Annotated in this window: 25 protein-coding genes; 11 read left to right on the forward strand and 14 right to left on the reverse strand. The window is 44.5% G+C overall.

The window, feature by feature from the left end:
• Nucleotides 1-226 precede the first annotated feature (226 nt).
• Nucleotides 227-442, reverse strand: coding sequence for a DUF3820 family protein (locus tag NL646_RS03205; protein ID WP_005375557.1), 216 nt, complete (start codon nucleotides 440-442; stop codon nucleotides 227-229).
• A 173-nt stretch (nucleotides 443-615) separates the two neighbouring features.
• On the opposite strand from NL646_RS03205, the gene NL646_RS03210 reads away from it, so the two are divergent.
• Nucleotides 616-924, forward strand: coding sequence for a cysteine-rich CWC family protein (locus NL646_RS03210; protein ID WP_017448075.1), 309 nt, complete (start codon nucleotides 616-618; stop codon nucleotides 922-924).
• Nucleotides 925-965: 41 nt separating this feature from the next.
• Here NL646_RS03210 and NL646_RS03215 read toward each other — a convergent pair whose 3' ends face one another.
• Nucleotides 966-1310, reverse strand: a complete 345-nt coding sequence (locus NL646_RS03215) for a HopJ type III effector protein (protein ID WP_025522811.1) — start codon at nucleotides 1308-1310, stop codon at nucleotides 966-968.
• Nucleotides 1311-1521: 211 nt separating this feature from the next.
• Between NL646_RS03215 and NL646_RS03220 the strand changes: the two genes are divergently transcribed.
• Nucleotides 1522-3291: a choice-of-anchor I family protein gene (locus tag NL646_RS03220; RefSeq protein WP_253663840.1), complete on the forward strand. Its 1770-nt coding sequence runs from the start codon at nucleotides 1522-1524 to the stop codon at nucleotides 3289-3291.
• 176 nt (nucleotides 3292-3467) lie between these two features.
• On the opposite strand, the gene NL646_RS03225 is transcribed toward NL646_RS03220, so the two are convergent.
• Nucleotides 3468-3806, reverse strand: coding sequence for a 4a-hydroxytetrahydrobiopterin dehydratase (locus NL646_RS03225; RefSeq protein ID WP_005482617.1), 339 nt, complete (start codon nucleotides 3804-3806; stop codon nucleotides 3468-3470).
• On the reverse strand, nucleotides 3796-4590 hold the full coding sequence (gene phhA, locus NL646_RS03230) for a phenylalanine 4-monooxygenase (RefSeq protein ID WP_253663841.1): 795 nt from the start codon (nucleotides 4588-4590) through the stop codon (nucleotides 3796-3798). The genes NL646_RS03225 and phhA overlap by 11 nt, the downstream gene beginning before the upstream one ends.
• Nucleotides 4591-4811: 221 nt before the next feature.
• On the opposite strand from phhA, the gene NL646_RS03235 reads away from it, so the two are divergent.
• Entirely contained in the window at nucleotides 4812-6782 is a 1971-nt protein-coding gene (locus tag NL646_RS03235; RefSeq protein WP_203500570.1) for an acetoacetate--CoA ligase, read from the forward strand.
• Between the two features lie 57 nt (nucleotides 6783-6839).
• On the opposite strand, the gene NL646_RS03240 is transcribed toward NL646_RS03235, so the two are convergent.
• Nucleotides 6840-7415 carry a class I SAM-dependent methyltransferase gene (locus NL646_RS03240; RefSeq protein ID WP_253663842.1) on the reverse strand — a complete coding sequence of 192 codons (576 nt, stop codon included), beginning with the start codon at nucleotides 7413-7415 and terminating at the stop codon, nucleotides 6840-6842.
• A 225-nt stretch (nucleotides 7416-7640) separates the two neighbouring features.
• Here NL646_RS03240 and NL646_RS03245 point away from each other — a divergent pair, with 225 nt between their 5' ends.
• Together NL646_RS03245 and NL646_RS03250 are read left to right on the forward strand one after the other, a co-directional pair.
• Nucleotides 7641-8519: a LysR family transcriptional regulator gene (locus tag NL646_RS03245; RefSeq protein WP_005461877.1), complete on the forward strand. Its 879-nt coding sequence runs from the start codon at nucleotides 7641-7643 to the stop codon at nucleotides 8517-8519.
• 175 nt (nucleotides 8520-8694) lie between these two features.
• Nucleotides 8695-9591 carry a cation diffusion facilitator family transporter gene (locus NL646_RS03250; RefSeq protein ID WP_005462012.1) on the forward strand — a complete coding sequence of 299 codons (897 nt, stop codon included), beginning with the start codon at nucleotides 8695-8697 and terminating at the stop codon, nucleotides 9589-9591.
• Nucleotides 9592-9698: 107 nt separating this feature from the next.
• Here the strand turns inward: NL646_RS03250 and NL646_RS03255 are convergent, their stop codons facing one another.
• Nucleotides 9699-9992: a hypothetical protein gene (locus tag NL646_RS03255; RefSeq protein ID WP_050551424.1), complete on the reverse strand. Its 294-nt coding sequence runs from the start codon at nucleotides 9990-9992 to the stop codon at nucleotides 9699-9701.
• Between the two features lie 230 nt (nucleotides 9993-10222).
• Nucleotides 10223-10552: a hypothetical protein gene (locus NL646_RS03260; protein WP_017448068.1), complete on the reverse strand. Its 330-nt coding sequence runs from the start codon at nucleotides 10550-10552 to the stop codon at nucleotides 10223-10225.
• Nucleotides 10553-11081: 529 nt separating this feature from the next.
• Here NL646_RS03260 and NL646_RS03265 point away from each other — a divergent pair.
• Entirely contained in the window at nucleotides 11082-11648 is a 567-nt protein-coding gene (locus tag NL646_RS03265; RefSeq protein WP_253663843.1) for a hypothetical protein, read from the forward strand.
• A gap of 189 nt (nucleotides 11649-11837) precedes the next feature.
• On the opposite strand, the gene yddG is transcribed toward NL646_RS03265, so the two are convergent.
• Nucleotides 11838-12740 carry an aromatic amino acid DMT transporter YddG gene (gene yddG, locus NL646_RS03270; protein ID WP_253663844.1) on the reverse strand — a complete coding sequence of 301 codons (903 nt, stop codon included), beginning with the start codon at nucleotides 12738-12740 and terminating at the stop codon, nucleotides 11838-11840.
• Nucleotides 12741-12860: 120 nt separating this feature from the next.
• Here yddG and NL646_RS03275 point away from each other — a divergent pair, with 120 nt between their 5' ends.
• The 5 genes from NL646_RS03275 (at nucleotide 12861) to NL646_RS03295 (ending at nucleotide 17144) form a co-directional block, all read left to right on the forward strand.
• On the forward strand, nucleotides 12861-13016 hold the full coding sequence (locus NL646_RS03275) for a hypothetical protein (protein ID WP_005461930.1): 156 nt from the start codon (nucleotides 12861-12863) through the stop codon (nucleotides 13014-13016).
• Between the two features lie 12 nt (nucleotides 13017-13028).
• Entirely contained in the window at nucleotides 13029-13679 is a 651-nt protein-coding gene (elbB, locus tag NL646_RS03280; protein ID WP_253663845.1) for an isoprenoid biosynthesis glyoxalase ElbB, read from the forward strand.
• 334 nt (nucleotides 13680-14013) lie between these two features.
• Nucleotides 14014-15162 carry an L-threonine dehydrogenase gene (gene yiaY, locus NL646_RS03285; protein ID WP_005461954.1) on the forward strand — a complete coding sequence of 383 codons (1149 nt, stop codon included), beginning with the start codon at nucleotides 14014-14016 and terminating at the stop codon, nucleotides 15160-15162.
• 163 nt (nucleotides 15163-15325) lie between these two features.
• Nucleotides 15326-16402 (forward strand): PQQ-dependent sugar dehydrogenase, encoded by a 1077-nt coding sequence (locus tag NL646_RS03290; protein WP_025558889.1) that lies wholly within the window; start codon nucleotides 15326-15328, stop codon nucleotides 16400-16402.
• A gap of 133 nt (nucleotides 16403-16535) precedes the next feature.
• Complete coding sequence (locus NL646_RS03295; protein ID WP_253663846.1) at nucleotides 16536-17144, forward strand: HAD family hydrolase; 609 nt, start codon at nucleotides 16536-16538, stop codon at nucleotides 17142-17144.
• A gap of 111 nt (nucleotides 17145-17255) precedes the next feature.
• Here NL646_RS03295 and NL646_RS03300 read toward each other — a convergent pair whose 3' ends face one another.
• The 6 genes from NL646_RS03300 to NL646_RS03325 form a co-directional block, all read right to left on the reverse strand.
• A complete protein-coding gene (locus NL646_RS03300) occupies nucleotides 17256-17735 on the reverse strand; it encodes a Dps family protein (RefSeq protein WP_005461991.1) in 480 nt (159 codons plus the stop codon).
• 216 nt (nucleotides 17736-17951) lie between these two features.
• Nucleotides 17952-19952: a methyl-accepting chemotaxis protein gene (locus NL646_RS03305; RefSeq protein WP_253663847.1), complete on the reverse strand. Its 2001-nt coding sequence runs from the start codon at nucleotides 19950-19952 to the stop codon at nucleotides 17952-17954.
• Nucleotides 19953-20096: 144 nt separating this feature from the next.
• A complete protein-coding gene (locus NL646_RS03310) occupies nucleotides 20097-21314 on the reverse strand; it encodes a hypothetical protein (protein ID WP_025558891.1) in 1218 nt (405 codons plus the stop codon).
• Nucleotides 21307-22020 (reverse strand): ABC transporter ATP-binding protein, encoded by a 714-nt coding sequence (locus NL646_RS03315; RefSeq protein WP_005482754.1) that lies wholly within the window; start codon nucleotides 22018-22020, stop codon nucleotides 21307-21309. The genes NL646_RS03310 and NL646_RS03315 overlap by 8 nt, the downstream gene beginning before the upstream one ends.
• Complete coding sequence (locus tag NL646_RS03320; protein WP_025558892.1) at nucleotides 22020-23255, reverse strand: FtsX-like permease family protein; 1236 nt, start codon at nucleotides 23253-23255, stop codon at nucleotides 22020-22022. Before NL646_RS03320 ends, NL646_RS03315 begins: the two co-directional genes overlap by 1 nt.
• Nucleotides 23245-24474 (reverse strand): ABC transporter permease, encoded by a 1230-nt coding sequence (locus NL646_RS03325; RefSeq protein WP_025558893.1) that lies wholly within the window; start codon nucleotides 24472-24474, stop codon nucleotides 23245-23247. The genes NL646_RS03320 and NL646_RS03325 overlap by 11 nt, the downstream gene beginning before the upstream one ends.
• Nucleotides 24475-24493 lie beyond the last annotated feature (19 nt).

The raw sequence follows: 24493 nt of genomic DNA on the forward strand, positions 1-24493 counted from the left end.
GCTATTTAGCACGAGGATGTTAGCGATAATGCGCGAAACAGAGGTGGTTTGGAGCAGCGCAATAAAGATCAGGAATGCTCTTTGCCTAATATTCGTGAATCCCCTCATGATAAACAATCATTTATGGGCTCATTGGCGATTCACTTTAAAGAAAAAAGAGTCAGGTAGTCTGACTCTTTAGAAGTAAAACACTCTGTATCGTGGAAAATAGGGTTACCGAGGCAGGTTACATCCTTTTCAAAGGTTTCACGACGCTGTCTAGCCCTTCAATTTTTAACGCTAAACACAGCTTTAATAGGTCACCTAACTCGCCGCTCGGCCAGCCCTTTTTATCAAACCACAGCAAATATTCCTCAGGTAAATCAATAAGTACTCTGCCTGCATATTTGCCAAATGGCATTTGCATTCTTGCCAGTTTAATCAGGTTTTCTTTTTCTAACATAAATGAAGCGCGGTTAAGACATCTCACGCAAGAGTACCACCAGCGGTGCTCCCTCACCAGTTAAAGGACCAAATAAGGCAAGAAGCTCAACGATCGTTAGGGCGGTTTATTTTGACGGCTTTGAGTTGCTTTGTGCTAGAGTACGCGACATTAAAAATTAGAACGAGAATGCAATGAAGTCACCATGTAGAGCAGCCTGTAAGAATAACGCTGGAATTTGTTCTGGCTGTCACCGAACGATGGATGAAATCATCCAATGGAAAGACAAAACCGAACTCCAACGTGAAACCATTATCGAGCAAATCACCGGAGAAGATTCCACCCACCGCTGTCCTGAATGCGATTCGCAAGCTCACTGCGATATTGCAGCAGGAAAAGAAACGTGTTGGTGTTTTGGTATTGAGCCTCGTGACTTACCTAAACCGGAGTCCGATCAGCTTTGTTTATGCCGCAAGTGTTTAGAAAAAAAGCCAGTCGCATAATACGACTGGCTTCTTCATGTAACGCGATTCTAAAATGATAACTATTTTGCGGTAAGCGCAGAAGTCTCAAATTGAATGCCTTCCCACCCCGTCACCATGAAATTGCGGATATTTTGGTGATCGTTGTTTTCTGGGTGAAGCAGTACGTCCTCGCGGTAGAAACGACCAAAACACGCCAACGTCGCTTCTTTATCGAGAGTGTTCAATAAGCCGAATGCAAAAATTTTGCACGAACCGTTGTTTTCATTCGCGTCATTTTGCGTATTGCCATTCGTAAATGCAGCGGGCGTAAAATCGTAATTGTCTTCAATCACCGCCATCGTCGTTTCAAATTCAATCTTTTCAGGTGACGATGCCAGCACATCAAGAAATTGTTGTAGTTCCATTTTCATTCCAAATCCTAATGCCATCGCAATCTCGCCAATGACACATTTGTTTCATAAAAAGCCCATATAAGAGTCATAAATCATACATATATTCAGAGCCTTACCAAATCACACGTCAATCAATGTTCTATTATCGTCCACTGCAGTGAATGAATAGATATCTGAAAATCATGCATTGAGCGACAGTATATCGGATTGATAAGGAGATATCATGACCACCCCACTTAAGGCAATAGGTGCAATGGCGTTATCGACGCTCGCCATCGCGTGTTCATCGCAACAGAACGATGTTATCGCATCTTTCAGTGCACAATGTAAGCCGATCAGTTCACCCGCTGTTGGGGAAACCTCAATCCAAGGTTTGACGTTTGTTGGGTCATCTATCGCCGATGCGCCGTTTGATACTTCTGCCGCAGAAATCGTGAACTATGATGCGTGCACGGACAAACTCTACGTGGTCAATGCTCAAGCCAAACGTGTGGATGTGTTGTCGCTCAACGAAAGCAGTGCGCCTTCACAAACTGATTTTATTGACCTAACCGATGCGGGCACTTCCGCAGGGATTGAAATCGGCGCGGCCAACAGTGTTGCTGTATTTAATGGTTTAGTCGCCGTCGCGATTGAAAACAATAATAAGCAGGAAGATGGCTTGATCGCGCTGTATCGCTCGGATGATCTTTCTCTAATCACCACTTTCAAAACCGGTGCGCTGCCAGATATGGTTGGTTTTTCTAAAGATGGTCGTTACATTGCCACCGCAAACGAAGGCGAACCGAACTCCGATTACAGTATCGATCCCGAAGGTAGCGTGACGTTGGTCGATTTGAGCAAAGGTATTAACAATGCTGACGTTACGCAAATTAGCTTTGGCGAATTTGATGGAGTGCGCTCAGATGAATTGCCAAAAGCTGTACGTATTTCCGGCCCTAATGCCTCAATTGCTCAAGACCTTGAACCGGAATATCTGACGTTTGCCGACAACGGGAAAATTTATGTCGCCTTGCAGGAAAATAACGCGATGGCGATTATTGATCCACAAAGCCAATCGGTAGAAAAAATCGTCGCTTTAGGGGAAAAGTCTTGGTCAAATTCAAAGCTGGACGCCTCAAATAAAGATAAGATCATCGGCAATTTGAAAAGCTATCCGCAATTAGTTGGCTTGTACATGCCCGACACGCTAGACAGTTACTCTATCAACGGCCAAACCTACATTGTTTCAGCCAACGAAGGGGATGGTCGCGAATATGGTTTTAAAACCACTCAAGCTGAATGTGATCAAGCAGGGTTCATGTGGGACGAGGATGACTATCAAGGTACGCCAGATTACACCAATGTTAAAGGCACCTGTTTGAGCCATATCGACGAAGTCCGTGGCAAGAAACTCAAAGTTACAACCGATCCCCCTCTTGCTGAAGCTCTGAAAGACAACAAACAGCTAGCTAGACTCAAAGTTATCAAACCAAACCACACATTAAACGCAGAAGAAAACGTTCAAGCATTTGGCGCGCGTTCATTCTCAATTTGGAATGAAAATGGTGAGCTAGTTTTTGATAGTGGAGACGATTTCGCAACAGTTGCCCTCTTGAACGAAGGTAAACACTTCAACAGCACAAACGACAGCAACAGTAGCGGTGATGACAGAAGTGATGATAAAGGCATCGAGCCAGAAGCTATCGAAGTAGCGAAAATCAATGGGCGATACTACGCATTTATAGGTTTAGAGCGCCAAGGCGGTATTATTGTTTACGACATCACCCAGCCAAAACAAGCGCAGTTCTTGCATTATGTAAACCACCGCGATTACACCCAACCAGTATGTACGTTGGTAGAAGACAGTGAGTGTGCAAATGGCACTTACAATCCTAAAGCGGGTGATCTAGCGCCCGAGTCAATCAACTACTTTACTCGTAACGGACAACATTTTATTGCCGTCGGCAACGAGGTATCAGGCACAACCTCAGTTTTTCGTATCGAACTCTAAAAACAGTAGTATCTCAAAGTGTCTACAACTGTGGCGCTAAAACCGCGGCCATAAAACAGAAGTGCTAAAGCTAAATAGGAAACGCCCGAATATCAGTTCGGGCGTTTTTTATTCACGGTTAAGTGTGTTAATGCTTTTCAGAGCATGAATAGCAAACAACGGCTGTCCATTCGTGTTTATTCGCTCAACACCAACGCATCACACTTAGACGCACAGATGAAATCGTTCTTATGCAAACCTTTAATGGAATGGCTCCACCAAGTCACGGTGACTTTGCCCCACTCGAGCAAAATTGATGGGTGATGAAATTCTTCTTCTGCCAATTCCGCAATCTTGTTGCTGAACGCCCATGCTTGTTTAAAGTTCTTAAACTTATAGACCTTCTCAAGTTGCGGAATGTCGTCCCTTTCAATGAGATGCCAATCGGACAGCTGCAGCAATAGAGATTGCTGTTCTTCTTTCGTCAGGGCAATGGCATCAAAGCTACAAGCTTCGCATTTTTGTTCATTCAGCATGAGCAGGTTCCTTAGGTTCAAAAAGTGGTGGAAGCAATCCAGCTTCTATCGCTAGATCCGCTTGTTTCAATAAATTCAGTTGGCTAATTTGGAAAAGCTGGGAGAAATCATCAATTACATAATATTTAGGCTGCATGATATCGATGCGATATGGTGTTCTTAATACCGTTTGTAGGTCAAAGGACTCACAAATTGCACTTTCGCTTTCCAATGCGTAGATGGTTTCTCCTGGGGAAGAGAGTATGCCGCCGCCATAGATTTTGGTTTTCGAGCCTTCTTTCACTAAACCAAATTCTACGGTAAACCAGTAAAGACGAGCCAAGTAAGCTCTCTGTTTTGGTGTTGCCGCTTGTCCGAGCTGACCATAATGTTCCGTAAACGCAGCAAACTCTGGATGCGTGAGCATGGCACAATGACCGAAAATTTCGTGGAAAAAATCCGGCTCTTGTAAATAATCGAACTCTTCTCGGGTTCTTAGGAAAGTCGCGACTGGAAAATGTTTGTTACCCAACAAATTAAAAAATCGGTCGAAATCGATCAGAGCAGGCACAGGCTCAACCTGCCATCCTGTTGTTTCCATTAAGACTCGATTGATTTCCGGCAACTGAGGCACGCGATCCTGAGGTAAGTTCAGCAGTTCCAAACCACGTAGATAAGCATCACACGCACGCTCTTTGATCACGCTCATTTGTCTCGTGACAAGGTCACTCCAAATGGCATCTTCTTCGTGGCTCCATTCTACCCTTCCATCCTGGCTAACGGGTTTTGAACGATATTGAGTCATGACTCATCTCCATTAACAAATCCTTTACATCAAGCCTATCTGGAGTCTTAAGAGACTCCAATCCCTGATCGATTTTCTCAATCAAAGTTTGATGTAACATATTGTTTACATTAAACCGTAACATTATGATTTATAAAACAACAAGCTTTGACGTGGGAGTTTGACTTTATTGGTATTCCCCCTCAGACTGAAACTGTTATCACTTTGTTATAGAGGGAACTATGCGCGAGAGCAACAAAGTATGGCAACCGAGCGAAAGTCGTATCGCAGAAGCCAATATTACTCAGTTTATCGAACACATTAATCGACAAGGGTTTGACCTAAAAAACTACGCAGACCTGCACCAATGGTCTTTGGATCATAACGAGCAGTTTTGGCAAGAGGTCTGGCTTTTTTGCGATGTAATAGGTAATGCAGGTGAGACAGTAAAAAGCCAAGCCGAGAGCAAATGGCAACAACCAGTACTCAATCGCGATTTATGTTGGTTTCCTGACGCTCATATTAACTACGCAGAAAACTTATTGAGCTTTGCTTATCAAAAACCACATGAGCTCGCCATCTGGTTTGAAAATGAGCGTGACGAACGACAGACCTATACGTGGCAACAGCTGTGTGATGAAGTCTCGAGTGTTCAACAGTGGCTTAGGGATTGTGGCATCAAACAAGGCGATGTTGTTGCTGGTTACTTACCGCACCTTCCTCAAACCGTCATCGCGATGTTGGCAACCACCAGCTTAGGTGCGACATGGACGTCTACCTCGCCAGATTTTGGCGTAGAAAGTGTGCTGGAACGTTTTGGACAGGTAAAACCAAAAATTTTGTTCACTTGTGATGGCTACACATTCAATGGCAAAACTTTCGACATGGCGGAGAAAAACCAACATATATCCGATCATCTCGATGGCCTCAAACAAGTGTGCCAAATCAGCTATCTCAAGCCTCACATCTTTGAATGTGATGTTTGTACCCAAGATTGGCAAAACGTGCTCAATCAATACTCACCCGAGCCCCTCACCTACACTCGCGTTAACTTCAATGACCCACTCTTTGTGTTGTATTCGTCCGGTACGACAGGTAAACCCAAATGCATCGTGCACTCGGTCGGTGGCACCATTCTGAATCACGTCAAAGAGCATCAACTGCACTGCGATATTCAACCGAACGATCGAGTTTTTTACTACACGACCTGTGGTTGGATGATGTGGAATTGGCAAGTTTCCGCCCTTGCAAGCGGAGCGTGCTTAGTCATTTTTGACGGTAGCCCTGTTTATCCTTCTCACAAGGTGCTGTGGAACCTTGCTCAAAATGCTGACGTGACCTTGTTTGGCACGTCGGCTAAATATCTAGAAGCGATTGAAAAAGCACAATTCTCACCGAAAAGAGCCGATGCTTTCCCCGCACTCAAGACGATTTGCTCAACTGGCTCTGTACTTTATCCTGAGCAATTCGATTACGTTTACGAGCACTTAAAGGAAGACGTACATTTAGCGTCCATTGCTGGGGGCACAGATATTTGCGGATGCTTTGTATTAGGCAATCCGATATCACCAGTCTATCGAGGCGAGTGTCAATCCGCAGGCTTAGGCGTTGATGTGCAAGTGTTTAATCCACAAGGCCACAGTGTCGTAGGTGAACGAGGTGAGCTGGTTTGCACCAATTCACTGCCGAATTTTCCTTCTGGGTTCTGGCGTGATTCAGGCGAGCGTTACCATCGCGCTTACTGGGATAAGTTCGATAATGTTTGGCATCATGGCGACGATGTAGAAAAAAGTGAGGTTGGCGGTTTTGTCTTTTATGGCCGTAGTGACACCACTCTTAATCCAGGTGGCGTTAGAATTGGTACCGCAGAAATTTACCAACAGGTGAATGCTATTGATGGCATCGTCGACTCCATCGCGGTTGGGAAAGAAGTGGATCGAAATGAACAGATCTGGCTTTTTGTTCAATTAGAAAGCCAAGATGAGTTGGATGATGAGTTAATCGGCAGCATTAAAGCGCAGCTGAAATCGGCCTGTTCACCACGCCATGTGCCGAGTGCCATTTTCGCCATCAGCGATATTCCGAAAACGCGATCAGGCAAACTGGTAGAACTTGCCGTCAAGCAAGTAGTCAATGGTCGACAAGTTGAAAACTTAGGCGCAATTGCCAATCCAGAGATACTTCAAGAGATTCAAACCGCGATATCAGCTTAGATTCCACCCACAAAAAAGCGAGCACCTTGGCTCGCTTTTTTTAATCTTTTTGGTAAATTAACGGCGACCAACGCCCATTAATACCGACATGATTTGTCCATCAGAGGTGATATCGAACACTTTTTTCGCTTCAACATCGACAAAACCAGCGTTGCTCAATGCATTCTCGGAGCGGCTTAAGGTGAAGCCGTCTTGCTCAGATTCTGCAACCCAATCAAAATGAACGAAGTAACCACCTTCATTTAGCAACGAATGAGCAATGTCTAACGATGATTCCACATCATCGACAAAAGCAAGGACAGAAGACGCAACCACAAAATCAAATTGTCCGCGGAAAGCAGGATGTTGCGCCACTAAACCTCGTGATAATGCATCTACGACTGGCTCAACGTTGAGTAACTCTTTCTTGTCGAGCTCTTCAATCATGGCTTCAGACGCATCTAACGCCACAATATCCTTAACAATGGGTGACAACAATTGGCTTAATTGTCCGGTGCCGCATCCAAAATCTAAAACTTTAATGCCATCAAGCTGAGTTAGCTGTTGTAACTGTGCAAACACCGACTGCGCAAATTGCTCTGTTGCTGGGTTCGATTCCCAGTTCTTTGCTAAGCCGTCCCAATCTTGTGCCATCGTGGCCTCCATGTTCACTTCTTATAGCCCACATATCACTATGTGACGTCAAAATGCAGTTGGCGCATTTTGAAATTAATAGGCTATAGGGTACCGCAAAACCGCTAAAAGACCATAGACTTATCTGGCGAATTACTATTTTTTTCGATAATCTTTCACAGCTTTGGGAGCACATCTCTATCGTGCCCTACTTTATTGCAAATTCTTAATTGGTTGTGTCAAATCATGAACTTAACTCAGGTAGAAGCTTTCTGCACTATCGCAGAGTGTGGCTCAGTCTCCGAAGCTGCGCGGCAGTTAGACTGTAACCGCACCAAACTCAGCATGTCGATCAAGGCATTAGAAAAAGAGCTCGATGTTGAGTTGTTCACAAGAACAGGAAACCAACTGACGCTTTCGGAAGCGGGAAAAGCAATTTACAAAGATTGCGAGTATTTGTTGGTCACAGCTCAACGAATCAGAAAAACATGCGCGCAAATCTCCGAAGGCTTCAACGCCGAAGTCTGGGTGGCGCGTGATGACTCACTGCCAGACGATTTGTGGCAAGAACTGTCTCACCGACTCAACAATCGATTCCCTTCTACAACGTTTAACCTCATCTTGGCCTCTAGTGGTGACTTGGCTAACTTAGTCAGTACTCATCAAGTCGATTTTGCGTTCGGTGTCGACTATGAACGCATCGATGACCCGCACATTGTTTACAAACCGCTGGGGAAAATCCGAATGATGTCGGTGTGTAGCGTTGATCATCGCTTAAGTAAGATGCGTCGCGTATCCGATGAAGATCTACGCAGCCAAATGCAGGCTTTGATGGTTTACCTCAACGAGAAAGACAACCCAGGCTTACAGCCGTTCTCGACTCGATACATTGGCTTCTCAAGTTTCGACTACATGCTCAACACCATTTTGGAAGAAGACGCATGGGGTGTATTGCCAGAGCCGCTTATTCGCCACTACTTGCGCCAACAAAAACTTGCCGTCATCAAACACACTTACGGTTTGACTCAAGAAGACTACTGTATGTTTGCCCCAAACGGTCAGATTGAACACCCAGCAATGACTTGGTTAGCAGATAAGTTAAGCGAATATTTATTTGACTTCTAAATAAAAGGCAGTGACCGTCAATATATTTGACACCGAAAAGTTGCATTAAGTCATTGTATTTAAAGAAAAACAATAAAACAGTCGCTTTCTCGTTTAATTTCCACTCAGTTTGTAGTTGCCTAAAATGCCTCAGAAGAGAAGAATAGTAAGGTATTAAAACCAAAAGGCATCTTTTATGTGTGACAGGACAAGCAAAAACGAAAACCGTATTCTAACCATTTCAGCCCTTTTAGCTTCTGGGTTTGCAGCTGGTGGTATGGTACTTGGCTTGCTTGTTGGGTCGATTGTCATCGTTTTTGACGGTGTTTACTCGCTAGTCAGTTTACTGTTAACTTTATTGTCACTGGCGGCATCTTCCTACATCAGCAAGCCATCAAAATCTGTATTTCCATTTGGTAAAGCGGTACTCGAACCTATCGTTATTGCGATTAAAGCGGCCGTGATTCTTGTTGTTGTGTGTTTTTCACTTTACTCAGCGATCTCTGCATTGATGACGGGTGGTCGTGAGGTTGATACCTCAATCGCGACTATCTTTGGTCTCGTGAACGTTATCGGTTGTGGTTACGCTTGGTGGTTTATGGCGAAAAAAAGTCGTCGGTTCTCATCAGGTCTGATCGATGCGGAGAAAAAACAATGGCAAATGGATACGCTATTAAGCGTGGCAGTTACTGTTGGTTTTATCGCTGCATGGCTAGTATCTCTTACCCCATTCGCGCATTACGCAGTCTACGCGGACCCAATGATGATGCTACTTATGGGCTTCTACTTCCTAAAAGTACCATTTGATATGTTGTGTGGCGCATTGCGTGAGTTACTAATGATGACACCAAGCAAAGAACTTTGTCAGGTTGTTGGTAACGACGTTTTAGAAATTGAAAAAGTATCTGATCATCAGTTAAAACTGGCAGGCATTACGAAGGTTGGTCAAGAGCTTCGCGTGAACATTGATCTACACGTTGATGATGACATGATTGAACTCGACACTCTTGAACAAACTCGAAAACAGCTAACCACGCGTCTGTCGAAGCACAGATTCAAACTGCAACTGAACTTAAACGTAGCGAATTGTTAGAACACGAAACAAAAGTCAGGTATTTCTATCATAAAGCACCTAGATTGAGTGTTCAGTCTTTACGAAGATAAAAAAACCGCCAGTAACGGCGGTTTTTTCTTTGTGTTTCAAGCTAGATCTTTGAAGTCTACTCGGCCAATTGAGCGGTTTACGTACTGGAAAATGCTCATTGGAGCAGATGTTTTGTCTAGGTGGCTCGGAATGTTAGCTGCTCGATAGCTAACATCGTCCTTAAAGCCATACTTTTCCACCAATTCGTTGTCTATAAGCCGATGAATGAGAGCAATAGCCACATGTATACTGAGCCCTGTTCTCTGTGAAATATCATCTGCATTGAGCCCAAAGTGCTTACCCTCATATATACGACCTCGTACCAGTTCGTGATATAGATTCATAGCCATGCTTTTCAAAGTCTTTCTATTTAATAAACCAAGCATACATAACCTTTTCTTAGCTACGTCAAAATGCCACATATTCAGTTTTCTTCTCAACCCTCAAATCAAGCCTGTCTCGGGCGCTCGGGATTACTCCAAATTTTTAGTAAACATCCAATACAGCCTTGATGGTTGAAAACGCAATGACAGTGCAAAACGACAAAACCGCCTTTTGAGGCGGTTTTAAAAAGTGTTGGTTAAGCCAATCCTTTAAAATCAACTCGGCCAATTGCACGTTTTACATAATCGGTAATAATACTTGGCGGAGAGGTGTCATCTAGATAAATTGGCACGTTCACCGCTCGGTAGCAAACGACATCAACAAGCTCATACTCCTCCACCAATCCTGTCGCTATAAGTCGATGAATCAGATTGAGGGTCGAGAATAGATTAAGCCCTGTTGTTTTGCATAAGTCTTCTGCATTTAGCCCGAAACGGTTGCCTTCATATAGCCTGCCAAATACCAGTTCTTTGTATAGATTAAAGGCTCTTTTTTTTAAAGCTTTTCGTTTAAAGAAGCCAAACATATCTACTCCTTTTGTTGTTAAGTCAAAACTTTAAGGGATGGCGATTATCAATGCGACTTAATATGCAAACTTTGACATATATCACTTTTTTAATTTGCACATAATAGAAAAATTTGGTCGTGTGGAGAACGCAGTTTATTTGCATTTTTACTCGACATTAAAATTCTAAACTTCTGGAAGAATGGTAATAAAAATGTGCAATAGTTCACTGTTTTAGATAGGAAAAACGTGAAAAATCCTGCGCTGTCAGTTGGCCGTTATCGGAATACTCACCCATCCGATTAACGCTAACCATAATAAGAAATTGACTCCCAATATCTGTAAGTAATACCGGCTCTGTAAACATTTTAAAAAAAGTTTAAAAGGGGTGAGTATGAAGATTGCGGGAGTCAGCACTCCGCCAACACAGCCCGATGAATTAATTAAAGTATCTGAGGGAGGTCACTTTGATACACCTCATCAAATTAAGTGTTCGCGTCACGTTTATTAAACGACGTTGTGCTACTAGCGAGTGAAAAGGAACAGAACAATGATCATAAACTACGCCCTGACAACTGCTCCTTATTCAAATGATATTGAATCATGTATCAATGTAATGACAGCGAGTATGTTTGCTCTTGTCGACCAAGGAGAAGAGACCGAAGTCGCTACGTGTGACTTTTACATCGTAGATTTATCCAGAGCCTCGAGTACTATCAGCTGTCATAAATTATTGAACATAAACGCCAGCATTGCCCACTTTATCCAAATTCTTGATGATGATTACTTGCTAAAAGAAAGCATCGCAAAACGTAACGAAACCATGCGTTGGGGTGTCTGTCCAGAACCAGATCGCCTCATTGTGATTCACGAACTAAAGGTAAAGAAAGAGCATCGAGGAAATAAGTATTCCAAAGCCTTAATTGAGGACTTTATTGAACGCTTTACATCGATTTACGACATCATCGGTCTAAAGGCTCTTCCTTTAGAAGATCGCTCAGAGGAAAGCGTAGAAGCGCTTAAAAGCTATTACTCAAAGATAGGCTTTAAGGACGTTGGTATTGATGATTTGATGCTCTGGCCAGCGTTAGAAGAACCAAACTGGAACGAAACCTAAGTTAGACATCGCATCTCATGATGCTACTTACCTTCCCACACCTATCTCAGCTTGGTGACTGATGCTTACTCTAAGAAAATGATTGGTGACCTGTCGATAACACGATGACGGCTCAAGCAGGCCTCCATCAACACCGGCAAGAACCAGAGAAGCCAAAAACCAGTCATTAATCACTCAGATAATGAGGGTTTAACCAGCAGCTTCTCGCTTCTCTTTTGTTACCAACCAACACAAGAGTGACCCAACTGTCACCATAATAACGCCTTGCCAGAAACCGTTGCTCAACGTCACACCAAGGATAAGCGACGAAAACAGCGCAGAGAAAATCGGCGTGAAGTAAGACAAAGTCGCCAAAAAGACCATTTTCCCGCCAACAATGGCGATGTTCCATAAGCCATAACCACCCGCCATCAACGCTGCCGATGCAAACAGATACCCAAGAGCTGACCATGAGAACGTCATTGTAGGCTCATCCGCAAATGCGTACTTCACCCAAAGCGAAACCGCAGTTGCGATAAAAAACAACGTGATCGCATTGTGCTTCGATTGCTGTCGCTGTGTGAGATTACAATAAACCGCCCAAATCACCGCGCCAGTGAACGCCATGAAGTACACCAGCGGATTGCTGCTTACGTTCGAGATGATTTGTGTCGGGGATAAACCGTTATCGCCGCTCACCGTCCAAGCCACACCAATAAACGCGAGGGTTACTGCTGGATACAACAGCCAATTTGGCTTTTTGTTGCTACCCAACACTGCAAACAACACCGTCAGTGCGGGCCATAAATAGTTGACGATAGATACCTCAATCGCTTGAGCTCGCGAATTCGAATACCCAAGAGCAAGCGCAAGAAAGATTTCATAGCAAACAAACATTGCGCCGCCAACTATCAGATACTTCGGAGAAAAGTAAGATAACTTTGGGATGCCCACCACAATCAATAAAAAGATTGAACTTAGCGAATACAACATCGCCGCCCCACCTACTGGCCCTAAACTTTCGGTTACGAGCCTTGCAATACCCAGCAAGCAACTCCAAGAGAGGATGGCAATGCAGCCATAAAGTGTGAAGCGAAATTGCACGGATTTCATGTGACCTACTACTCACGAATGCCAAAGGAAACTTCAGCTTAACTCAAAAATGATCCGCTTCAACGTACTGTTTTATAAATTTCAGTATAAAAATGATTCTGTTATGCGTTTGGAGTCGATATGAAACACTTTCTACCATCGAGCGTCATGCTGACACCTTTTGTGGTCCGCTACTATGATGAAGAAGAAGACGATCAAGAAATCGTCGAAACTAAGGCAAATGCTCAATCTCAATCCCCAAATATAAAAGAGCAACAAACGGAAATATCAGACTAAAGGAATCTTAAAATGAAAAAAGTCGCAGTTATTTTGAGTGGCTCAGGTGTTTATGATGGTTCAGAGTTACATGAAGCCGTGCTAGCCCTGCACGCCATCGAAAAAGCTGGTGCTTCTTGGCATTGCTTCGCTCCAAACATTGATCAATTACACGTCATCAATCATCTCACTGGCGAAGAAATGGATGAGCCACGCAACGTGCTCGTTGAAGCGACACGCATAGCGCGTGGAAACATTGAGGATGTGGCTAGACTGAACGTTGAAGACTTTGATGCGCTATTGTTACCAGGTGGCTTTGGTGCAGCAAAAAATCTGACTGACTTTGCCGTTTCTGGCGCGGAATGCTCGATTAATACACACGTTGCACAAGCTTGCCGTGCATTCGCAAATGCCAACAAGCCTGCCGGTTACCTCTGCATTGCCCCTGTCATTATTCCTATGATTTACGAACATGGCGTAAAAGGCACAATAGGTAATGATGACGCAACCGCAGCTGCGTTTCACCAAATGGGTGGAGAGCACGTTGAATGTAACGTAGATGAGTATGTGTTTGACGAGAAACACAATGTGCTTTCTACGCCAGCTTACATGTTAGCGCAGAATATCTCGCAAGCAGCTTCAGGAATCGATAAATTGGTATCAAAATTGGTCGAAATCGCCTAATTACTGATAGATAACTTAAAACTCAATTTTAAATCCCCATTGATAGATCGAATATCAATGGGGATTTTTTATACTTTAGTCTAATTGAGATATAAATCATCATAAGATTTCAATTTTTACCAATCGTTTGCGTCAATAGTTGCATATTTGGGCTACGTTGTATTTGTGTTGCACCTTCACACTGTGCAACAAGATCGCTGTCACAGTTTCTTCCTTTAAAGTACCCCTAAATGGGTAAACTTGCTCTGGATCAATTTCGTTCTAGAAAGGGGTGTGCGACAGTTAAATGGCAAATTATGAAAGATTATTAATAATAACAACGGAGCAATCCAATATGACAAGTGCATTTTTTATCCCTACGGTAAACCTAATGGGCGCTGGCTGCCTAAAAGACGCAGCAAACAGCATCCAATCTCAAGGCTTTAAGAAAGGTTTGATCGTTACGGATAAGATCCTTAACCAAATCGGCGTAGTAAAACAGGTTCAAGATCTTCTTACTGAACGCGGCGTAGCAACCGTTGTGTTCGATGGCACTCAACCAAACCCTACAATCACCAACGTTAATGATGGCTTAGCTCTTCTAAAAGAGAACGAATGTGACTTCGTAATTTCACTTGGTGGTGGCTCACCACACGATTGTGCAAAAGGCATCGCACTGGTTGCATCTAACGGCGGAAAAATCGGCGATTACGAAGGAGTGGATCAATCAGCAAAACCAATGCTGCCACTAATCGCAATCAACACCACAGCAGGTACTGCATCTGAAATGACCCGTTTCTGCATCATCACTGATGAAGAGCGTCACATTAAGATGGCAATCGTTGATAAACACACAACGCCTCTTATCTCTGTAAACGATCCAGAATTAATGCTTGCTAAGCCAGCGTCTTTGACGGCGGCAACAGGTATGGACGCGCTAACTCACGCGATTGAAGCGTACGTATCTATCGCGGCAACACCAATTACTGACGCTGTTGCGATCAAAGCGATCGAGTTAATTCAAGCGCACCTACGCACCGCAGTGAAAAATGGCGAAAACCTAGAAGCTCGTGAGCAAATGGCATATGCACAGTTCATGGCTGGCATGGCGTTTAACAACGCATCTCTAGGTTACGTGCACGCTATGGCGCACCAGCTAGGGGGTTTCTACGACCTACCACACGGTGTATGTAACGCAATCTTGCTTCCTCACGTACAACGCTACAACGCGCAAGTATGTCCAGAGCGTCTACGTGATGTCGCAAAAGCGATGGGTGTGGATGTAGAAGGTATGTCGGCAGAGCAAGGTGCTGCGGCAGCGATCGACGCTATCGTTGCGCTAGCAAAAGACGTTGGTATTCCAGCTGGGATTAAAGAGCTTGGTGCGAAGCTAGAAGATATCCCAACACTAGCAGACAACGCATTAAAAGACGCGTGTGGTTTCACTAACCCGAAACAAGCAACTCACGAAGAGATTTCTGCAATCTTCGAAGCGGCAATGTAATCGCAGAAAGACAGATTCATCTCTAACACCTTAACTCAATCCCCGATCTGGTATCGGGGATTTTTATATTCATACACCGCTCGCTGCAGCTTGTCATCATTTGGGGATCTCGCCATTTAGTGTTAGCTTTTAAGCATCCACGCACTTCAACATGGAAGGACCCATGAGAAATGTAACCATCGCCCTGCTCGCTTGTTTATCTTTTTCACTTCATGCTGCGCAATACCAAACTGATGAGGTTGCCAATGGTTTTCAAGTCCCTTGGGGCATTGAATTTATCGATTCGCAACGCGTAGTAGTGAACGAGAAAAATGGCACCATTTCATTACTCAATGTGATGACTGGTCAACGCCAGAAAATCCATACTGTTCAGAACGTTAACACCAGTGGACAAGCCGGTTTACTAGATGTCGCACTCGCCCCAAATACCGATAAGAAAAATCCACAGCTGTATTTCACCTACAGCAAACGAACCCAGAAAGGAAACACCGTCGCACTTGCCACCGCAACGCTAAGTGGCGAGCAACTAACTGGCTGGAAAGATCTCTTCATCGCCGATGCCATCACCGATACTGGCCGACATTTTGGCAGTCGAATCGCGTTTATTGATGGCAAGATCTACTTCACGATTGGCGATCGCGGTGAACGAGACAACGGTCAAAATACTCAAACACACGCGGGCTCAATACTACGCTTGAATCTAGACGGCACGGTGCCAACAGATAACCCTTTTACTTCCTCCAAGGCAAAGCCTGAAATATGGAGTTTCGGGCATCGCAATCCACAAGGTTTGTTCTACGACAAAGAGACAGATCAACTTTGGTCGATTGAACATGGGCCGCGTGGAGGTGACGAAATTAACCTAATTAAAAAAGGGGCGAACTACGGTTGGGCAAGAGTCTCACAAGGGAAAGAATATTGGGGCCCACTTGATGTGGGTGAAGCGAAATCACTGCCAGGAATGGAAGACCCCAAATTGGTTTACATTCCCTCTATCGCTCCAAGCAATATGGCGCTCTATCGCGGGGATAAATACTCAGAACTTGACGGCAAAATATTAGTTGGAGCGTTAAAGCTCACTCATATCAATGTCGTCGGCATTAACGATGGCAAGCTCACAGAATCGCAACGCTTACTGGAAAAGCTTGGAGAACGAATCAGAGATATCACAATAAGCCCCGATGGCTATATCTACTTTTCGACCGACAGCGGCAAAATCTTCCGCTTAACAGAGCAATAAGAACTGTGCAGCGCTTTTTCGATTTGTGATGCATCAGTGATTTATTTTCGTACAACTTAGCCAGAAGAATCTAAACTTAACAATAACCTTTTGTTTTTATAACAATAGTTTGGTTAAGTTGTACGAGGCCACTATGATTCCCTTCCCACTAGAATTTGAAAGAATAAAAGCCGTCATTTTCGATTTAGACAACACGCTCGTCAGTTCAGATATGAACTTTCAAGATCTTCGTCAGCAACTCGGTTGCCCTCAAACAGAAGATTTATTGGATTTCGTAGAGCGCATCGATCACCCGCATCACAAAGAGCATGCACATAATGTCATTTTTGACCACGAGATTTCCGATGCTGAACAGTCTAGCCCGATGATTGGCTGTCATGAATTGCTGAACTACTTGGAGAAAAAAACGATTAAAACCGCCATCGTGACGCGAAACTGCCTAATTGCAACACAAAGAAAATTGGAACATAACCAAATCACCGTTGAGCAAGTGATCACGCGTGAATGTTATCCACCAAAACCCGATCCTTTATCGCTACAAGTACTCGCCAAGGAGTGGCGTTTGATGCCAAATGAAGTGCTGTATGTCGGTGACTTCCTTTACGATTTACAAGCTGCGTACAATGCACAAATGCCGTCTTGTTTAGTGCATCACGGCATCACCGAACAATTTCAAAATTCGGCATCACTTGCGGTGAGAGAACTGTCCGATTTGCTGGCGTACTTTGAATCAGCGCACTGATCCCTTTGCCCGAAAAGCTCAACGAATCAGATTGCCAATTCTCAGAGACAAAAAAAGGAGCACTCATGTGCTCCTTTGGCTTATTCCCGAATCGTATGTAAATGTTTGAACTTAGCCTTGTAGGTAAGCGTTAAGCATCCACATCAATTTTTCTTGCTCACGGATGTAATCACCCATCAGTGCCGCAGTACCTTCATCGTCTGCTTCACCAGCGTTTTGTAAAATCTCACGCTGCTTAACAAGCAGAACGCCAAAACCATCAACCAAGCCTTTCACGCACTCTTCACCCGCTGTCGCGTTTTGATGCTCTTTGATTTCGCTTGATTCTAAGTAATGGCTAAACGCGTGTGCTGGCGTGTAACCCAACGTTAAGATACGTTCTGCAAGTTCATCAATTTTGGTTTGAAGATCTGTGTATATCTCTTCAAATTTTACGTGCAATTCAAAGAACTGGTGGCCTTTGATGTTCCAGTGATAACCGCGTGTATTCATGTACAGCACTTGGTAGTGGGCAAGTAGCTGATTCAGTTGTTGTGCTAGTTGTTCTGATTGTTGACGATCTAGACCAATTAAGCTTACTTGTTTGCTCATAATCTTGCTCCTTGGAGAGTAAAGTTTAAAAATTCTTTTGCAGTGTTTGCTGCCGATGGAATCATATTAGATCTGAGCGGTGAGGAAGGAAATTTGGTTTTAGCTATAGCTTTAATAACTAAACTCAATGAGCAATTAGGTTATGTGAGTAGTAGAATAGTCGAAACCCTCGACCATTGTATTTCTTCATGGTCGAGGGGCATTCATTGGGAGGTTCTAAGCCGTTTTAAACATGGCCATTTGTTGATTCAACTCAGTGACTTGTTGCTTCACTTGCAACGACGTCTCAGAAGCATGCTGACTGTTACTCGCCACCATTTCGACCGACTGCGTAATGCCTGCCATTAACCCATTTATGGATTGCGTTGCGTGAGATTGCTGCTCGGCAGCAGCGGCCAATTCTGCCATTTGCTCGTTTAGAGAACCGATCTGCTCTGTCGTTGAAACCAATCTCCTTACGGCATTATCGATGTGCTCAGCACCTTGCTCTGCCAGCGACTGGCTGTGTTCAATTTCCTGAACCACCGTGTCAGTTGAACGCTGAATTGCGTTAATTATACCGTTGATTTCTGTCGTCGATTGCGTGGTTCTTGTCGCCAACATGCGCACTTCATCGGCAACCACAGCAAAACCTCGCCCTTGTTCACCTGCTCTCGCCGCTTCAATTGCCGCATTGAGTGCCAGCAAATTAGTCTGTTCTGCTAACCCTTCAATCACTTCCGTCACGCGGCCAATTGCTTCGCTCTCTTTGCTTAACTGCGTAACTTGGGTGCTGGCACTTTCTATGCTGCTGTGTAAACTTTCCATGGTCGCTTTATTTTGCTCAAGTGCATCACGACCTTGTTCTATCTCATCTTTTGAATCTGACAACTTTTGCACCGATTGATTAGCTTGATCCAACGTATTGCTCGCGGCAAAGGCAATCTCTTCGAGTTGACGCCCCATTTCTGAGATATTGGATTGTTGTTGCTCAACGTTATTGGATGTCACTTGTGCCGATTCGAGAAGTGCACCCATGCTGGTGTCCACTTGGTTCGCTTTGCCATTTACACCTGCAACAATGCCTGCCAGTGACTCGTTCATACGATTGATAGAGCTCGTAAGGTCAGCCAGCTCATCCTTGCCAACAACGTTCAATGGCGGTTGAGAAACATCGCCAGAGGCTATAATCTTCGCTCGTTCTGATAATCGCTGGACTCTGCGCCCAATGGTATTTCCCATGTATTTTGAAATCGCAATCGCCGCAATCACGACCAGCAATGCTGCCACCAGCATCGACGTAAGCACATTTTTGATTGATTGACTGATGCCAACACCGCTTTGATCCGCTTTAGCTTGCTGAGCCAACACAATCGTCTCTAGGCTTTGATTTAACGCGTTTGCCGCAGGTAACAACTCATTTGCCATTAGCAAATTTGCTTTGTTCCATTCATCTGATTGACGCAGCGTAATCACTTGCTCAGCCAAGGGGAAATACAGCTGTTGCATCTCTTTAAACAATGACCATAGTGATTGGTCGTTGTCTGACAACATATCCAGTTTAGCGTCGATTTCTGCGACCGATTGGTTGTGGAATTTGATCAGGTCTTGATACTTCACCAGATGTGTTTGCTGTCCGTACAACAGGAAATCACGCAGTGCCGAGAGCGCATTAGCTAGAGAAGTGTAACTGTCTGCGTAGACTTTAAACAAGCGCTTACGCTCACCGCCCATTTCATTGCCTGACTCTTCATTAATTAGGCTTTGAATTTGGTCGAGCGCGACTTCAGCAATGGGTGCAGCTTCGTTAATAAACAGATTATGCGCTGGCAGATTTTCCGCGCTGTGGCTCAACTCAATAAGCAGAGAAAGTGACACTTTCATCGCTTCCCATTGCTGATGAATCGACTGGAAATCTGACTCCGAAATCAGAGCTTGTAAGGTTGGCAATGCATCGTCCGTTGATGCCATGATACTTTGCACTTCCTGACTCAAACGCAAACCTTCGGTTTCATCACTTCCCAATAACATGTACGCTCGGATTGAAGACAACGAAGCTTGAACCGATTGCTGAATTCCACGACTAGTATCAACAGTCGGCAAATCGGAACTCAATAATGATGATGCATGCTGTTCAACTATGTTGATATTACGGTAAGTGAAAATCGCAGATGCGATAAATACGACGGCTAACAGCACGAAACTGAGCTGCAACTTCCCTGATATTGTAAGGTTCATCCATAAACTCCTGACAACGATGAGCCTTAAATATAACGACATTTGCGTAAATGTTAAATCAATGTATAAAAATGCATTTAAAAACGAGGCATTCTTCGCCATTGATAAACGTATTCAGAGACAACGACTGGCCACACGGCAAAGCTAGAAGCTGTATCGAATATTCGCAAACAACAAAGTGGCTGGTGTTTCGCCAAACAAACTGTCTCCACTGCCTGAAAAACGTTGTAATACAGTGAGCAGTTGCCAATCGGTAGCTAAAGAATAATTACTTGATAAGCCAGCAAAGTAAGAACCATCGTCATAGTAGCTTGCTGACAGTGTGAAACGATTCAATGCGGTTAAATCAAAACTCACATCGGCATAGAAGGTATTTTTAGTAAAGCTCAGGGTTTTAGCGTTCAGCGGCAAGTTGAGATAAGCAAGCGCGCTGTTGGCATCTTGAGGTTTCGAGATAAACAGCCAAGCCCCTCTTGTCATCCAGTTACGAGCACCACCAAAACTGTAATCCGCTTCTAAGCTCGCTACAGTGTTATTCTGCGTTGGCTCACCTTGATATTCAGCGTCTATTGGATCAAACCAAGTTAACTCACCTCGCAGCCCTGCATCGTAAACATCGGTCGCAAATCCAGCTCCAAGAATGTAATCCGTCCGTGCTCGACCTGCAATAATTTGATAATCCCACCCAGAAACATTTGAAAAATAACGCAGCGAAGCACTGTTTTGCCCAGATTCTTGTGAAGGAGAGAACACCAAATCTAAGCCGTCGGCAAAACCAAGTTTTTTGCTGACCATAATGGCATCGGTGCCCGCTCTCTCTTCATAATCAAAGTCGTAAATCGAGTACGCGTTATAAACGTCATTAGGGTTCCAGATGGTATTCATGGACCAGTTAATACGAAAACGCCCGACACTGGCACTCCAATCGTCGCTCTTCCAGCTCACATACAATCGGTCAAATTGAGAATTCAGAATAACGTCGTCTTCGCGCCAGTTTTTGCTCAAATCAAAGTAGCCATTATCTAGCGCGACAAGTTCGGGATATTGAGGAATGTCTAACGCATCGCCCCACAAAGCTCGGTTTCGCAAGCCAACATTAACACGCCAGCTTGGAGAAAAACGGTATTCAAAATTCAGACGATTGTGCAGCAGATGATCGAGCGTATTGCTTTGATCATCTGGCATGCTGTATGTCGCCATATACTTAATATAACCATCAAAATCCCAAGATTTTTGAGGTTGTAAACCAGGGATATTGGCAACAGCACAAAAGCTGAAAAAGCCAAGCAAGGAAAGGCTTAATGCCCGACTAACCACCACCATCCATGGCGGAGAAAAACGAATGTGTAAGCCGCTACGCATGAAACTTCTCTGCCGTGCTACCGATGTTGGCGAAATCTCTCGCGAGGCGTCCGTCTTCAAACACAATAATACGATGGGCTCGTTTGATGACTCTCGGGTCGTGAGTCGAGAAAATAAATGTCGTGCCCTCTTGTTCGCTCAGTTGCTCCATGATGTCGAGTAACTCCGAAGTACTCTTTGCGTCTAAGTTGGCGGTCGGTTCATCTGCCATGACAAAGCGAGGCTTAGGTGCAAGTGCCCGTGCGACAGCGACTCTTTGCTGCTGGCCACCCGACATTTTGCTCGGACGTTTGTGCATCTGCTGAGCTAAACCAACTTGCTCAAGGAGAGACATGGCACGCTCTCGGCATTCTCGTTCCGTTTTGCCTTGTAACTGCATCACAAACTCGACGTTTTCCAACGCGGTCAAAACAGGAAGAAGACTGTAGTCTTGGAAGATAAAACCAATATTGTCTCGTCTATAGGCGATCAGCTCTTTCTCCGACATCTCTGAAATTAAACACCCATCGATTTCAACGCTGCCTGAAGTTGGAGCATCAATGCCGCCAAGCATATTGAGCAATGTTGTTTTACCCGAGCCAGAAGGCCCCATGATGGCGACAAACTCTCCTTGTTTTATTTCTAAATCAACGTGTTGTACCGCATGCACAGGGAAATCGCTGTCTGGATTATAAGTTTTCGTCAGTCGCTCAAGTTTAATTGTCATCAGGTCTTCTCCCCCATGGCATCAGCCGGTCGATGCTTGAGAATTTGTCGTGCGGGATACAGAGCCGCAAACAGACTGGCCATAAAAATCGCCACAATGATCATTTGATATTCGTAAAACGAAACACGGGGATAAAGCAGAGTATCGACGCCGTATGCACCTAAACCATCGGCCAGCCCTCCAAGCGACAATCCCGTCACACTGAGAAGCTTTATCATGGCAGCGCTGCCAAATAACCCTAAAGCACATCCCGTCAAACCAAGGAACATGGTTTCCAACGTGATCAAAATACGAATTTTGTGTTGCTGCATGCCCACTGCCATCAGCACTCCGAATTCTCTGGTTCGTTCAAACACCGACATAAGCATGATATTGATAATGCCAAGCGTCATAGCCAACACGAACACCACCAGCATGACTTGGTTGGAGATATCCATCGAGCTCATCATAGTCGAAAGCAGGGGTTGAATTTCTAGCCATGTTCTTACCGTTAACGGCTTTCCTGAACCATCGTCGATCAAGGTTCGGGTAAACGACACGATATTTTGCAACACGTCGTCATCATTGGCGTTGAGCAAAATGGCGATTTCATGCGCCCCTGCTATCCCTGCAATTTTCTCTAGGTCAGCTTTACGGATGTACACGTTGCCGTCATCAAAGGTCGTGGACGGTGTTTTGAAGATGCCTTTCACTCTAAACGCAGCGCCAGAGACATCCCCATTGATATCGGAAAGCGTCAGAATGACTTTTGAACCGACCCGTAGCTTCAATCTTTTCGCCGTCTTTTGCGATACAAGAATGGGATTCCGGCCCTCTTCATCCAACCAATAACCATCGATGATATGCTCAGAAAGCGGCGTTATCTTCTGCTCTTGTTCAAGATGAATACCATTAATACGAATACCGCGAGAACTGCGAGCAGAAGCTATCATGCCATCGGCAAGAAACCGCTCCGATACGGCTTTCACGCTTTGATGCTTTTCTAACGTTGTCACGATGCTTTGCGAGTCAGGTATGATGTCTTTCAGTTCAGGATTAACGAGATACGCACTTTGATGAATCTGCAAATGGCTGGTTTGCCAAGCAATCGCATTTTTGATCATGCTGTCCACTAAACCATTCATAAATCCGATCATGGCGACAACGCCCATCAAACCAAACACCATCGCGCCAAGCATGATGGACGTTCTGAGTTTGTTCCGCCAAAGATTACGCCAAGCCAATTTAATCAACATGCGCGCCCCCTTTCAGCCCACTGGCGATAGGTAAACGAAGAAGACGAATCATCGGGTAGACAAGGCACAAGGATAAAATGATGAGAACCACGATAATTTGGTTAAGCAGCAAGTGAGGATCGAGAGAAACAGGCACAATGGGCTCAAAACCACTTTCCAACATGACTTGAGCAGCTTCGCCAGTAATTTCAATGGGATTAAAATAGAAGTAGCCAAGCACAGGTGCACTGACAATCAAACCCAAAACAATGCCAATAATGGCGATGAAAAACGATTCAATTGAAATTAAACCAATCAGCTTGCTCCTGAGCATCCCAGTGGCCAACATCACGGCAAATTCACGCTGGCGTTCTAACGTCGTCATCAAAATGGTCGCGAATAGACCAAAACCAACGATGCCATACAGAATGTAGATGAGGAAGATCCCGCCAGCTTTGTCTAATGCGATTTGTTGAGAAAGCTCCGGCGATAACTCCTGCCAGCCTTTTACGGCGACGCTATTGCCGTAATCTCGCTTTAATTGCTCAATCACACTGGGCAATACGCGTAAATTTGAAGTATTGAGCACCCATGCCGTCACCTGTTTATCAAGTGAATACAATGTCTGAGCAGTATCAAGAGGCATATAAACCAATTGGGAATCCAACTGCTGTAACGGGAAATGCAAAATTCCAGCGACACGATACAACCCCGCAGCCGTCTGACCACGATACCCGGCCCCATACAACACCAACTCATCGCCAATCTTCAAGCGAAGATACTGCGCTAAACCGCCACCGACCAAAACCGCATTTTGCCCAGAGGCGATAAACTCACCTCGAACCAGTTTGTCACTAATGTGGGAGTACGCATTTTCCGATTCAGGATCAACGCCTAGAACCATGACACCTTTCGAACGCTCACCTTTCGCCGCTAAGGCAAAAGATTCAACACGCGGAAGAATGACATCGATATTCGAGTTTGCTTTAGATGCAGAAATAAAGGCATCGGTTTGAGGAAGCACATCATCAATGCTAGATGAGTCGCCAAACTCAGGATTTTGCAATTGAATAAGCCCAGTATAAAACTTTGCTGCGTTTTTGATGTTGGAACTGTAGCTACCTTCTTGAAAGGCTCTGGTGAGTAAGGAGAGAAAAAGCACTAGCGCGAGAGCAGTGGCCGTCAGTAACGTCCGCCTTTTTTGCCGCCATAAATTGCGCCATGCAAGTTTGATGAGCATCCGCTTCTCACCCCTCTCT

The organism is Vibrio sp. Y20_XG_PY13 (assembly GCF_024181925.1).
Lineage (GTDB): Bacteria > Pseudomonadota > Gammaproteobacteria > Enterobacterales > Vibrionaceae > Vibrio > Vibrio parahaemolyticus.